Genomic DNA, 14,065 nt, shown 5'->3' on the forward strand with positions numbered 1-14,065 from the left:
AAATAACAATAAGTATAAATCAAGCCTACGAAAACTTCTTAAATTGTATGACTCATATTATAATAAGTATAAGCTGGACCATTGAAAGCTTTAAAATTGGATGCTCAAAACATGAGTAAGCACAATTTGAGTCAATAATAGGAGTAAAATCAGATGACTTGAATGCCCGGTTGTTGGAAAATAAGTCGATGAATAGTAAATAATTATTTTAATAATACTTGTGATTTTTGTATGTTTCTAAAAATGAAGGTAGTATAATAAATACAAAATAGGATAATATAAGTGAATATTTTGTTCAGCGATTACTAATATTATGTATTATAGAGGACTGAAATATGGAAACAAAACATATAAGTGATGTACCAGAATTAATGAAACAGTGGAATTGGCAAAAAAATACTGAGATGGGTATTGTTCCGGAAAATATTTCAATTGCTTCAAAGAAAAAAGTTTTCTGGAAATGTCATATTTGTGGCGGTGAATGGGAAACAGCACCTCAGTATAGAAAAAGAAATGGGTGTCCATATTGTGCAAATTTTAAAGCACTTCCAGGTTTTAATGATCTTCAGACTCTTTTTCCAGATATTGCGGCAGAATGGGATATGCAAAAAAATAATTCTTTACGGCCACAAAATGTTACAAAAGGTTCAGGAAAAAAAGTATGGTGGATTTGTCCAAAAGGTCACTCTTATGATATGCCTATAATTTGTAGGGTAGAAGGGCAAAAATGTCCTTATTGTAATAATCGGAGAGTGCTCTTTGGGTTTAATGATTTAGAAACATTAAACCCTGCAATTTCTCAAACTTGGCATCCCATTTTGAATAATGGACTTACACCCAAAGAGGTGACTCCAGGCTCAAAAAAACAGGTGTGGTGGAAATGTGAAAAAGGACATGAATGGAGTGAGTCTGTAGTACAACGTTGCAGGAGTAAGGGATGCCCTGTTTGTCAAAATCGTAGAATTATCAAAGGAATAAATGATTTGGCAACACTTCGTCCAGAGTTAAAAATGGAATGGGATAATGAGAAAAATGTTAGAAGTCCAGAAGAATATTCTTGTGGATCGAGAGCAGTAGTATGGTGGAAGTGTAAAAAAGGACATAGATGGAAAGCTGCGATATCAGACAGGAATAGAGGAAATAGCTGTCCTAAATGTGCTGAAGAGCGTAGAGTATCTTTTCCAGAAAAAGCAGTTTTGTATTATGTTGAAAAAGTTTTTACAGATGTGAAAGCCAACTATAAACCGGAATGGCTAGGATTGCAGGAATTAGATATTTATATACCTGAGTATAAAATTGCTATTGAATATGATGGGATATATGGCCATTCTAAATTAAGCGGTAATAAACGTGATGAAAAAAAGAATATTATATGTCAAGAAAATAGCATAATACTTATACGTGTACGAGAACCAGGGTGTATGCAGCTTAATACTGATTCTATCAATTATATAATGGAGTCGCCCAAAGATATTGAGAAAGCGATTCAGTTTGTATTACAGAAATTAAATGAACTTACAAATGTAAATACTTTAGAGATACAATCAGACATTAATATTCTTAGAGACAGTACAGAAATCTATTCGTTGATTGAGTATACTGAGAAAGAAAATTCGTTAAAAAATAAAGCACCAGAGATTGCGGCACTATGGCATCCTGTTCGAAATGGAACATTACTGCCGGAATCTGTATCTGTTGCGTCTTCAAAAAAAGTATGGTGGTATGGGAAATGTGGACATGAATGGCAAGGCTCTGTAGCTTATGAAGTATTAAGTGGAAAATGCCCATATTGTACAGGAAAGAGGATTTTAAAAGGATTTAATGATCTTGCATCACAAAGACCGGAAATTGCACAGCAATGGGATTATAGAAAAAACGTTGAACATAAACCGGAAAATGTAACTGTTGGAAGTGGGAAAAGTGTATGGTGGATTTGTGAAAAGGGGCATGAATGGAAGGCTGCGATTTGCAGTAGAACAAGGAAGGATAAAAAATGTGGATGTCCAATTTGCAGTAACCATAAATTATTGACGGGTTATAATGATGTCAGATCTAATGAAGAGTTATTAAAAAATTGGGATTATGAGAGAAATGAAGTGTCTCCGAAAAACGTTTGTATAGGTACTGCGAAACAATTTTATTGGAAATGTCATGAATGTGGCTATCAGTGGAAAGATAAAGTAATTAGTCAACGAAGTGGAAAAGGATGTCCTTGTTGTAACAAAAAGAAGCGCGTTAAGGCAGTACAAAAGACGTATATAAGAAAAGCCGGAGGTTCACTTGCAGAACTTTATCCACAATTACTTTCTGAATGGGATTGGGATGCAAATAATGACCTTAATCCTTATGAAATTGTTCCTGGATATGGTAAGCATATTTGGTGGAACTGTTCAGTGTGTGGAAATAAATGGAAAGCCACTGGAATTATGCGAACTAGAAGAAATTCTACGGGATGTCCGGTATGCGCTAGAAAGAAACAAGCGAAATCCAGACAGAAAACGTTTTTACAAAGTGGAGTAAAGACTTTGAATCAAACAAATCCAGAGCTTGTAGTTGAGTGGAATTATGAGAAAAATGGAGATTTAAATCCTGAATTTATTACAGCTGGTTCTGGGAAAAGTGTTTGGTGGAAATGTAAAAATTGTGGATATGAATGGCAGGCAGAAGTAGTTGAGAGAGTACGAGGACGAAGAAAATGTAAACGGTGTAAAAATAACACAGAATTAAAGAAAGATTGAGAGATAATCAGATATATAAATACTGCGGATGTGCAAAGTAAAAATTTAATATAGATATATTGAATTTTAGGAAAAACAATGCTACTATAAAGCCAAAGCATATTTCTCTACAAATTCAAGGCTTTTTTGCCGTCTGATTTTCTATATTCACTTCAGAAATCCATGCTTTTAAATCCAATTAAAAAGAAAAGCAGGGGTTTGGAGTGCACTAAATAATAGTACGACACGTTCTTGATGCTCCTGCAAAAAACAGGAGGTAATGCCTATGGCAAAAAGAAAGAACCATGAAACTGTTACAACGAAGAAAAAACAAATGAGCGGGAAGATGTTGCGGGCAAACAAGAAGTATAAAGATACAGTTTTTCGGATGCTGTTTTCTGATCGTGAAAATCTACTGTCACTTTACAATGCGATTAATGGAACTACATATGAAAATCCAGAGGCACTGGAAATTGTAACGCTTGAGAATGCTATTTATATGGGGATGAAAAATGATCTGGCATTTATTGTAGACACGAATTTGTTTTTATATGAACATCAGTCAACCTATAATCCGAATATGCCGTTGAGAGATTTATTGTACATATCCAGTGAGTATCAGAAATTGGTGGATCACAGATCATTGTATCCTTCGATTTTACAGAAGATACCGGCACCAAATTTTATTGTGTTTTATAATGGAACAAGAAAGAAGGAAGATCGGTGGGAAAATCTGCTGTCTGAAGCATTTGAACATTTGGAGGGAAAACCAAATCTGGAGCTGAGAGTAGTTACGCTGAATATCAATGAAAATCATAACCGAGAGTTAATGGAACAGTGCAAAATATTAAGAGAAGAAGAGGAAGAAAAGAAACTTCGAGAAGCAGAATATGAGGCTGGATATGACAGTGGAAGGCAGGACGGGTTAACAGAGGGAGAACTGCGAAAGGCGAAGGAAACTGCGGCAGAGCTTGCAAAGCTGGGAATGGCAAGCACGCAGATTGCAGATGTACTTAAAACAGAGGAAGCAGTTATTTTTCAATGGCTTGAGGAATGCGCAAAATAATTTGATTGCGGATGTTTCTATCCTACACTTGCAGTCTATAACGCAGGTGCGGCACTGTATCGAATTTTCTTCAAAAAATCCGGTCAGCTACATTGGCACCTGAATCATGAAACTGGATGTCAGCCTGCAGAAAAAGATCCTCCGGAGCGCAGTTCCAAACGGAGTGGAGATCCAAACAGGGAAAATGGAAGACATTCAAAGTAATATAAAAAGTATAAGAAAAATACCTTGAAACCTGAGATTCAGAGTGCTAACATAATGGAAAGTACCTGGGACTTTATGAGGTCAGGGTATTTTTTATTTTAGTAAAAAAGGAAGAAAAACAAATGAAAGTTCTGGAAATCATATCGCCGGTACTGGTGATGATCATTCTTGGTATTTTATGCCGGAAATGGAAACTGCTGAACAAAAACGGCATCGACAACATGAAAGCATTGGTCACAAACATCATGCTTCCGGTAGCAATTTTTCATGCACTGGCGACATCAGATTATGGAGCAGAAACGGCGAAACTGGTCGGGATTATGTTTATCATGCTTGTGGTATCTTTCAGCATCGGATTTCTTATGAAACCGCTCATGACCGAAAATTACCGTAAGTATCTGCCATTTATGGTCAGTGTGTATGAGGGCGGTTCGATGGCATATCCTCTGTACACAAGTCTCTGCGGACAGGAAAACCTGTCACAGATCGCAGTTCTTGATATTGCGGGACTGCTTTTTGGATTCAGTATTTATATGGGAATGCTTGGACAGACCGAGAACGGTGAGAAGATCAATGTAAAAAATCTTGCAGTAAGCGCAGTAAAAACACCGGCATTTATCGCGAGTGTTCTGGGAATCATTGCGGGATTGACAGGCGTGATCAAACTTCTGCTTGCAAGCCCGGCAGGCGGGATTTATACAAGCGTGGAAAGTATTCTGACCACAGCTCTGACAGCGATCATCCTGATCGTGGTAGGTTTCAGCATGGAACTGACACCGGAACTTTTTGGACCGTGTATCCGGACGATCGTGATGCGTATTGCTTTGCAGGCAGTTATGATCGTGGGTGTTCTCCTGGCGGTACATAGTTTTATCGGAAGTAATACACTGCTGGATCTTGCGGTGATCACCTATATGTCTGCACCGGCTACGTTCAGTATGCAGACTTTCCTCAAGAGAGAAGATGGAAGTGCGTATGTATCCACGACAAATTCACTGTATTGCATTGTGTCGATCGTGGTGTATATGATTCTTGCGTTTTTTACATATTAAAATAGAGAATACTTATAAACAAGTGCCATACGGAGCAAGAAAACCGTATGGCACTTGTTATATATATTGTATATAGTGAAAAAATAAGCTGAATATTACCGGCAAATGGAAGGAATCGCAATACCGAACTCAGGCAGAATGGGGCATGCCGGAAGCAGGAAGAGGATTCTTGGAAGAAATCTGAAGAGAGGCATAAGCCTGTGCGACATCTGTGGCAGTCATGTGTTCCAGTTTTTGAAGAAAGGCAGAGGAATCCTTTTGACTGGAGCTGAGATAGAGTAACTGATGAAATAAATCAAATGTCATAGCGATCCTCCTTTTTGAATGATGGTGAATAAGCAATCGTGTATAAAGTGAAATCTAACGTTTCTATAATAATAACGCTTATAACATAAGAAAAAAATAGAAATAACACCATATATATGGTAAAATAACGCCAGAATAAATTAAACTGGAGTGAGAAAATGTTACTGGAAGATCTGATTATCACAGACACAAGCAAAGAAAATGTGTTTGAATTACAGGAAAATTATCCATGCTGCAGCAGAGATATGGTCATAACAGCGGGGAACAGCCGGGTTGTTCCCTGGCACTGGCATGAGGAACTGGAGATTCTTTATGTCCGAGAAGGGGAAATAGATTACTGGACAGCAGGAAACTGCATCCGTCTCAGGAAATCAGATGGTATTTTTATTAACACAAACGTGATGCATCAGGTGATTTTTCCGCAGGAAATGGAGGATGCCAGAAGCCAGGTCTTTATGTTCCGACCGGAATTTCTGGCAGAAGAAGGCAGCCTTTTACATAAAAAATATATCTGCCCTGTTTTGTATGATCACAAATTTCAGGCGGCGGTGTTGCGTCGAGAAAGTGAAATGCAGAGAAAAGTGCTGGAAGATATGCTGGAAATGGATCGAATCCAGGACAAAAAGGCATTCGGATATGAGATGGCATTTCGCAATAAGATAGCAGAGATGTGGATAGATTTTATCCACATGTTAGGCGTGGAACCGGAAACTGCCAAACTTCGTACTTCAGAAAAAGAAGAACGTCTCAAAGAAATGCTGGCCTTTATTCATAAAGAATACAGAAATGAAATTTCCCTGAGCGATATTGCAGACGCTGCGAAAGTAAGCAAAAGAGAAGCACTTCGATGTTTTCAGGAAGAAATCCATATTTCACCGGGTGCTTATCTCAAAGACTACCGCCTGCAGATGGCGTGTACCATGCTGAGAAATACCTCTGAGACGATCACGACAGTTTCTCAGAACTGCGGCTTTCATTCTGCCAGCTATTTCGGCAAAGTTTTCCGCAGCCAGATGGGATGTACACCGTATGAATTTAAGAATAAGACCGGAACCGGAAACAGAGAGGGAATTTCTGAAAAAAATTAGTTTCCGGAAGATATTGTAGAACGTAATATGAAATTTGTGTCAGTTCTGTTATCAGAAACTACCACATTTATGTAGAGAACTGTACTGTCAGGGGCAACAAAAAAGAGGCTGCCGCCTGGAAATGTCCAGTGCAACAGCCTCTTTTCTTCGTAGGAATTTATCTGTGTAAAAAGGGGACGATTAAGAAGTTTAACATTTGGTGAAGTACATGGAGATACCCTGTCCGCCGCCAATGCACATACTGATCATGGCATCCTTCTTATCTGTTCTCATTAATTCATAGAGAACTTTTACGGTAAGCACACATCCGGTCGCACCGATTGGATGTCCAATGGAAATACCACCACCATAGATGTTTACTTTGTCTTTGTCAAGACCAAGGTCTCTTCTTACGGCATAAGCCTGGCTTGCAAATGCTTCGTTGATTTCAAACATATCAATATCTTTCAGATTGATGTCGAGTTTTGATGCCAGCTTTTCACTGGAGAATTTTGGGGAGTAACCCATCAGTTCAGCATCGAAACCTGCTACTGCAAAATCAACAATTTTCAGTTTAGGAGTAACACCAAGTTCTTTTGCCTTGTCAGCAGACATAATTACAACTGCAGCTGCACCATCGTTAAGACTTGAAGAGTTGCCGGCGGTAACAGTGCCACCTTTTACGAAACAAGGACGGAGTTTTGCCAGCTTTTCAAGAGTCTGACCTTCTCTTGGACCTTCATCTGTATCAAAAACAGTCACATTACCTTTTCGGTCTTTTAATTCAACCGGGAGAATTTCATCTTTGAATTTTCCCGCTTTGATAGCTGCCACAGCACGCTGATGACTTTCAAGAGCGAATTCGTCCTGTTCTTCTCTGGTTACATTATATTTTGATGCCACGTTTTCTGCGGTCACACCATTATGTTTTCCATCCAATGGCCAGGTCAGAATATCAATGACTCCATCCTCGAATGTTTTGTGACCCATACGTGCGCCCCAGCGGGCATCTTTTACATAATACGGAAGCTGAGAAATATTCTCTGCACCTCCGGCAACTACAACATCAGCCTGTCCAGTCTGGATTTCCATAACAGCATCTGCAATGGACTGAAGGGAAGAACCACACTGTCTGTTTACAGAATAAGCAGTTGTTTCTTTTGGCATGCCGGCTTTCAGACTGATCGCTCTTGCTACAAATCCATTTTCTGCAATCTGTCCTACCTGTCCGATGATAACCTCATCAACATCTGACGGCTGGATTCCTGCGCGGTTAACTGCTTCTTTTACAACCATAGCTCCCATGTCAATAGCAGAAATACTTTTCAGGCTGCCACCGTAACTTCCTACAGGGAGACGTACACCACTTACAATTACTACATCTTTCATTTTGAGTTCCTCCATATTTTTTATGACATAAATCAGCTGAAATTTTGACTTGCTCAAACGATCATTCCACCACCGACATTGATAACTTCTGAGGTGATATAGGCAGCCTCATCAGATGCAAGAAAGGCAACCATATTTCCTACGTCAGAAGGTTTACCTGCATATCCCATAGGGATTCTCTGCATCATGCTGTCCCATGCGGCTCCATCATTTACTTCTTTCAGTTTAAGAGTCATATCGGTTTCAATGAATCCAGGGCAGATGGCATTGCATGTGATGCCTTTGCGGGCACTTTCTCGTGCGGCGGTTTTAGTGAGACCTACAACGCCTGCTTTGGCAGCGGCGTAATTAGCCTGTCCGATATTTCCAAGCCAGCTTCCGGAAGAAATATTGATAATACGTCCGCTTCCCTGAGCACGCATGTGTTTCAGAGCTTCCTGGGTACCAAAGAATACGCCTGTAAGATCGACATCAATTACCATCTGCCAGTTTTCTACAGGCATTTTGTGAAGCATGCCATCACGGTTGATACCTGCATTGTTTACCATAATATCCAGCGTTCCATAAGTGTCAATGGCGTATTTTACCAGTGCATGTACTTCTTCCTGTTTGGAAACGTTTACAGCAAAAGCCGAAGCTGTCCCCCCTTTTGCAACGATTTCCGCAACTGTATCATCAGCAGGTGCCATATCAGCGACAACTACTTTTGCACCTTCTTCTGCGAGTTTCATGGCAATTCCTTTTCCCAGACCACGTCCGGAACCTGTTACAATTGCTACTTTGTCTTTTAATCTCATGATATAATCCTCCTAAATGATTTTTTTATGTTAAAAATTTTAATGGTTACGAATGATATCTTTCAGTCCGTAGGGTATTGCTTCAGAGAAAATTGCCGGATTCATTTCTTTCAGATTTTCACTGATGATTGGTTTGAATTCCATCAGATCAAGAACCTGGGTCTGAAGGTCAATGCCAGGGGCAATTTCTGTAAGCACAAGTCCTTCTGGTCTGAGTTCAAATACAGCACGTTCTGTGATATAATGCATTTTCTGATGTTTTTCTCTGGCTATTTTTCCATTATAGGAAATCTGTTGTACTTTATTTACAAATTTGATAAGACTGCCTTCTTTATTGATATGAAGCTGACCATTCTCAAACGAGCAGTCGAGACCCTTCCCTGTAAAAGAAGAGCAGAAGACAACATGTTTGGCATTGGTTGTTATATCGATAAAACCACCGGCTCCGGTAGGATTTGGACCGAGTCTGGTTGCATTGACATTTCCGTCCGGGTCAATTTCACCGGCACCCATGTAGGTGACATCTACGCCGGCACCATTATAGTAGTCAAACTGGTCATCGTGTCTTAAGAGTGCAAAATTGTTTTTGGCGATACCAAAATCAATACCACCCATAGGAATACCACCGTAAATACCTGATTCTACAGTGACAGTTACATCGTCGCCAACACCTTCTTCGGAGATGATCGGGCCGACAACATCATTGGGAATACCAGTTCCTACATTCAGTACATCGTTAACCTGAAGTTCCATGAGAGCACGTCGTCCAATGACTTTGCGGAGGTTCATAGGAAGTGCATCAGAATCGGAAACAGGAACTTTGATGTCTCCACAGTAGGCAGGATCAAATGCAAAACTGTGTGTCTGACGATGATCCTCTTCTGGATTCGGACACATAACAACTGCGTCAATAAAGATTCCCGGAACAGTAACTCGCTTGCAGTGAAGAGTACCGGATTTTACTTTATATTTTGCCTGGGCGATAACTTTGCCGCCGAATTTCTTACAGGCCATAACAGCGGAAAATACTTCCAGCTGCATTGCTTCTTCATCTGTGGTGAGGTTTCCCATTTCATCTACATAAGTTCCCCGGATAATACAGTAATCAAGTGGAATTGGCTTATAGCGCATGTATTCTTCACCATCAATTGTGACAACATCTACAATATCGGGTGCGTCTTTTGTAATGGCATTCATTTTTCCACCATCAATACGCGGATCAATAAAAGTTCCAAGACCTACTTTGGTGATTTTTCCAGGTTCACCTCCTGCCATACTGCGGTACAGCTGAGCGAACTGTCCCTGAGGGATACAGTAGGCAAGGATTTTATTTTCTGAGATAAGTTTCATCATACGTGGCTGCAGACCCCAGTGTCCTCCGATGATACGGTACAGCATTTCTTCATGTGAGAAATGCTGTATACCTCTGTCACGGTCGCTCTGTCCACAGGAGTGAACCAGTGTCAGATGGTTGGGACTTCCTGTTTCAAGGAAACGCTTTTCGATAGCTTTCAGAATAGTTTCAGATGCAGAAACCAGGGTCATGCCTATTGTTGCAATGGTACTGTCATCTTTTATCATAGCTGCGGCTTCTTCGCCGGTTACAAATTTTGGCTTTTTCATAATGTCCTCCTGTCATAGTGGTGCTTCAGAACATTTTCCGAATAGCACGTTTGTCTATCTTACCGTTAGGGGTAAGGGGAATTTCATCAGTAATGAGAATTCGCTTTGGAATTTTGTATTTTGCAATTTTTTTGTGCAGAAGTGCCTGGATTTTAGGTTCGTCCAGATCACTTCCGGGACCAAGTTTTACAAGAGCCGCTGCGACTTCGCCGTAAACATCGTCCGGAATACCTACAACAGCTGCCTCATTTACTCCTTTTAACTTATAAATTTCATTTTCTACATCAAAGCTGCAGATTTTTTCACCTCCTCGGTTAATCATATCTTTTTTGCGATCCACTACGAACAGATAACCTTTTTCATTAAAATATCCTAGATCTCCGGTTCCAAGCCATCCATCCTTCAGGGAAGGAGTATCTGTTTTATAGTAGGAAGTAAGTACCACATTGCCATGAATCCATATTTCTCCAATCTGACCGTCTTTCAGTGGGGCGCCATTGTCATCGCGTATTTCAAAAACAGTTCCGGGAACCGGAAAACCGGAAGAACCGATATAAGGACTGGTACTCGCATCACCAGGAAAAATAGTGGCTGGAGAGGTTGTTTCTGTCAGTCCATATACTGTATGAAAAACAGAATGAGGAAGCCAGTTGTGTATGGCGGTGAGTTTTTCTTTCGGCATGTTACTGCTTCCGCATGCAAACTGTTTCAGCGTCGGAAGAGATGGAAATAAATCTTTTTCTTCCAGAAGCATGGAAAAGACTGTAGGTGATGCGTGAAGAAAAGTAATATTATGCTCTTTTACACACTGAAGCACCCGCCTGGCATTAAATATTTTGTGTAAATATAAGGTTCCTCCGCAATGTATGAACAGACCGAGTAGTGCAACCATTCCTGTAACGTGATAAATAGGTATGGGAATCACTGAAATGTCGTCAGCTGTGATGTTTAGGATTTTCTGATAAGTAGCTACTGCATTCATAATATTGTAGTTTTTGATCACAACGCCCTTGCTTTGAGAAGTTGTTCCCGATGTGAACATGATGATTGCGTCATCAAAGGAATCATGGCAGACCGGACTTTCAGTTTCAGGAGAATGATAAGTAGCCAGTCCATAGCCTTTTTCAATATCAGAACAGGCGATGCGTCGAATTCCCTGAGTTTCAAAATCTTCAAACCATTTATAGAAATCCTGATCGCAGATGATACAGCTCACATCAGCTTTTTCTACTAACGAGGATACTTCTTGCTTTTTGTATTTACTTGGGAGTGGAATAGTGACAGCGCCAAGTTTTAACAAAGCAAGAAACGATACACAGAATTCCAGACAGTTATACATCATCAGAGCAACGTGACTATTCCTGTGAATATTCTGCTTTTGGTACAGATAAGAAGCAAAAGCGTCTGTCTTTGCCAGCAGATCTGTATAGGTACAGGAACGGTCATAATTGTCTACAATCGCTGTTTTGTCTGGAAACGACTGCGCTGTCTTACATAAAGCATCATACAGTGTTGTGGGAAGGCTGGTATAACATAGAATATCTGAACCAGGATTTAATGGTTCTAATTGAAAATCGACCAACCCTTTCCATTTGTCTGTTCCAGAAAGCATTTGATTAACCTCCTTTTAAGAAAACGGTTTCGCTTATGTGAACATGATAATGTAAAAATAATGGAAAGTCAATATGGAAAACATGCACAAAATAACCAAAAAATATTTGGTAAACAGGACGAATACGATAAAAAAGTATAAAAACTATTGATTTTTGAACAATAGAACTGTATACTCTGGTTATCAAAACAAGAAACCGTTTTCTAAACAAAATTTTAGAAAAATGGAATCTTACTAAGAAAACGTTATCTTAAATAAAGGAGGTATTAGGATGGCAAAATGGACAGTGCGGGCTATTCAGGTAGGAAGTATTGATCTGGATCGTTCAGCTATGACACATTTTAAAGGAAAAGGTGAACGTATTACAGTTCCGATCTGGTGTGCAGGGGCGACAGATGGAATACATAAGGTGATTGTAGATACGGGAATTCGTGATCTCGAAGAATACAGAAAAGCGGAACCTGGAGTAAAACAGACACCAGATCAGGTTACAACAGCTGCAATTAAGAGAGTCATGGGATGGGAACCTGATGACATTGATATTGTTATCAACACACATCTTCACTGTGACCATAGCGGAAGTAACAGAGAATTTAAAAATGCTAAGTTCTACGTTCAGAAAAAAGAGTGGGAAGCTGCATTTAATCCTCTTGTGCCGGAGGCGCCTTTCTACGATAAACTTTGCTACGACAAGAATGCAGTTAATTATTTCCAGTGGAATTTCCTTGAGGGAGATACAGAAATCCTGCCAGGACTGAGAGTGATTACAACGCCAGGACATACAAGAGGACATCAGTCAGTAATGTTTGACACAAAGGACGGAGTTGTATGTGTTTCAGGTGATATCTGTAATGTGGCAGAAAATGTAAATGGTAATCTGGAGCCGAATATCGTGGTAATGGTTCCGGAAACATATGAAAGCTTTGAACGCATCCGACAGTTTGCACATTATATTCTGCCAGGACATGAACCGGCTATTGAGGATGGTTCTGACAAGTTTATAGCTGTTTTATAAGAATATCTATTAGGGGAAAATAAAACTATACAAAACTATATAATAAGGAGAAAACAATATGAAAAAAAGAGCATTGGCAATCGTTATGGCAGGTTTAATGGCAGTATCTATGAGCAGCGTATGTGCATATGCAAAAGACGAAGAAAAAGAAGCGAAAACAGAAGGATTCTACATTGGTCTGTCAAATGGTTACTGGGGAAATACCTGGCGTGCACAGATGGTAGAGGATTTTGAAAACAAGGCAGAAGAATATAAAGAAGAAGGTATTATTTCTGATTATATGATCTCCAACTCAAACAGTGACGCAACAGAGCAGCTGAACCAGATAAATGCAATGATCGATTCAGGAGTTGATGCAATTCTTATTGATGCGGTATCTCCTACAACAATTAAATCCGCAGTTGAGAAAGCAAAAGCAAAAGGAATTCTCGTAGTGATTGCAAATGACCCGGCAGCTTATGAAGATACGATCTGTGTCTGTGGAGATAATTATACATGGCAGAAGATCCAGGCAATGTGGCTGATGGAACAGATCGAAGGAAAAGGCGATATCGTAAAGATTACTGGTGTATCTGGTAATGCGGCAGATACTATTCGTGAGCAGGCTAATGATGATATTCTGGCAGAATATCCAGATGTAAATGTTCTTACTTCCGCACCTGGAAACTGGTCACAGACAGATGCACAGTCCGTTATGACGACATTTTTATCAAGCTACGACAGTATTGATGCGATTCTTGAACAGGACGTAATGGCAGAAGGTGTTATCAAAGCATATGAAAATGCCGGTAAAGATATCCCGGTTATGACAGGAGATTACACAAAATCCTTCTTTGCAAAATGGGCAGAAATGGAAGATCTTAATACAATTGGTGTTCCGTATGCACCAGGTAATGCAACTGTAGCACTTGAGGTAGCTGTGAGATTGCTTCAGGGAAAAGAAATCGATGAGGCTAATTTAGTTGCAAATCCAATGGATGAAAATCTGATTAATACAGTCATGGTAGCCCCGCCGTACGTTGTTACCAAGGAAGCACAGCCGGACGCTACGTGGATGGAAGGACTGGAAAATACAGAAGCTATTTCACTGGATGAAGCAATGGAACTGTTAAAAGATTCAGCTGATACGGCTGCATTAGACGGTTATATGTCAGACGAAGCTGTCGACAAATTATTCAAATAAAGAAACCGTATTCAGGGACTGGCGGTAGTTGATG

11 protein-coding genes are annotated in these 14,065 nt (G+C 39.9%); 6 read left to right on the top strand and 5 right to left on the bottom strand.

Features of this window, described 5'->3' with window-relative positions:
• Positions 1-335 precede the first annotated feature (335 nt).
• The 3 genes from DXC01_RS07875 to DXC01_RS07885 all read left to right on the top strand — a co-directional run bounded on the left by DXC01_RS07875 (position 336) and on the right by DXC01_RS07885 (position 5,039).
• Entirely contained in the window at positions 336-2,738 is a 2,403-nt protein-coding gene (locus DXC01_RS07875) for a zinc-ribbon domain-containing protein (protein ID WP_118698671.1), read from the top strand.
• A 265-nt stretch (positions 2,739-3,003) separates the two neighbouring features.
• On the top strand, positions 3,004-3,783 hold the full coding sequence (locus DXC01_RS07880) for a hypothetical protein (protein ID WP_243111574.1): 780 nt from the start codon (positions 3,004-3,006) through the stop codon (positions 3,781-3,783).
• Between the two features lie 326 nt (positions 3,784-4,109).
• Positions 4,110-5,039, top strand: coding sequence for an AEC family transporter (locus DXC01_RS07885; RefSeq protein WP_022214344.1), 930 nt, complete (start codon positions 4,110-4,112; stop codon positions 5,037-5,039).
• Between the two features lie 129 nt (positions 5,040-5,168).
• Here DXC01_RS07885 and DXC01_RS20110 read toward each other — a convergent pair whose 3' ends face one another.
• Positions 5,169-5,345 (bottom strand): hypothetical protein, encoded by a 177-nt coding sequence (locus tag DXC01_RS20110; protein WP_158583625.1) that lies wholly within the window; start codon positions 5,343-5,345, stop codon positions 5,169-5,171.
• A gap of 158 nt (positions 5,346-5,503) precedes the next feature.
• Between DXC01_RS20110 and DXC01_RS07890 the strand changes: the two genes are divergently transcribed.
• Complete coding sequence (locus DXC01_RS07890) at positions 5,504-6,433, top strand: AraC family transcriptional regulator (RefSeq protein ID WP_118698672.1); 930 nt, start codon at positions 5,504-5,506, stop codon at positions 6,431-6,433.
• Between the two features lie 189 nt (positions 6,434-6,622).
• Here DXC01_RS07890 and DXC01_RS07895 read toward each other — a convergent pair whose 3' ends face one another.
• The 4 genes from DXC01_RS07895 to DXC01_RS07910 are packed head-to-tail and all read right to left on the bottom strand — an operon-like array spanning position 6,623 to position 11,833.
• Positions 6,623-7,801, bottom strand: a complete 1,179-nt coding sequence (locus tag DXC01_RS07895; RefSeq protein ID WP_022214341.1) for a thiolase family protein — start codon at positions 7,799-7,801, stop codon at positions 6,623-6,625.
• A gap of 53 nt (positions 7,802-7,854) precedes the next feature.
• The gene (gene fabG / locus DXC01_RS07900) at positions 7,855-8,598 is read right to left on the bottom strand and encodes a 3-oxoacyl-ACP reductase FabG (RefSeq protein ID WP_022214340.1); all 744 of its coding nucleotides are present in this window, start codon (positions 8,596-8,598) and stop codon (positions 7,855-7,857) included.
• 39 nt (positions 8,599-8,637) lie between these two features.
• Entirely contained in the window at positions 8,638-10,221 is a 1,584-nt protein-coding gene (locus DXC01_RS07905) for an acyl CoA:acetate/3-ketoacid CoA transferase (RefSeq protein WP_022214339.1), read from the bottom strand.
• A gap of 25 nt (positions 10,222-10,246) precedes the next feature.
• The gene (locus DXC01_RS07910) at positions 10,247-11,833 is read right to left on the bottom strand and encodes a class I adenylate-forming enzyme family protein (RefSeq protein ID WP_022214338.1); all 1,587 of its coding nucleotides are present in this window, start codon (positions 11,831-11,833) and stop codon (positions 10,247-10,249) included.
• A 271-nt stretch (positions 11,834-12,104) separates the two neighbouring features.
• Between DXC01_RS07910 and DXC01_RS07915 the strand changes: the two genes are divergently transcribed.
• Both DXC01_RS07915 and DXC01_RS07920 read left to right on the top strand, forming a co-directional pair.
• On the top strand, positions 12,105-12,848 hold the full coding sequence (locus DXC01_RS07915; RefSeq protein WP_022214337.1) for an N-acyl homoserine lactonase family protein: 744 nt from the start codon (positions 12,105-12,107) through the stop codon (positions 12,846-12,848).
• A gap of 58 nt (positions 12,849-12,906) precedes the next feature.
• Positions 12,907-14,031 carry an ABC transporter substrate-binding protein gene (locus tag DXC01_RS07920; RefSeq protein ID WP_022214336.1) on the top strand — a complete coding sequence of 375 codons (1,125 nt, stop codon included), beginning with the start codon at positions 12,907-12,909 and terminating at the stop codon, positions 14,029-14,031.
• The last annotated feature ends 34 nt before the right edge of the window (positions 14,032-14,065 follow it).

Source organism: Blautia sp. OM07-19, from assembly GCF_003481595.1.
GTDB classification, from domain to species: domain Bacteria; phylum Bacillota; class Clostridia; order Lachnospirales; family Lachnospiraceae; genus Blautia_A; species Blautia_A intestinihominis.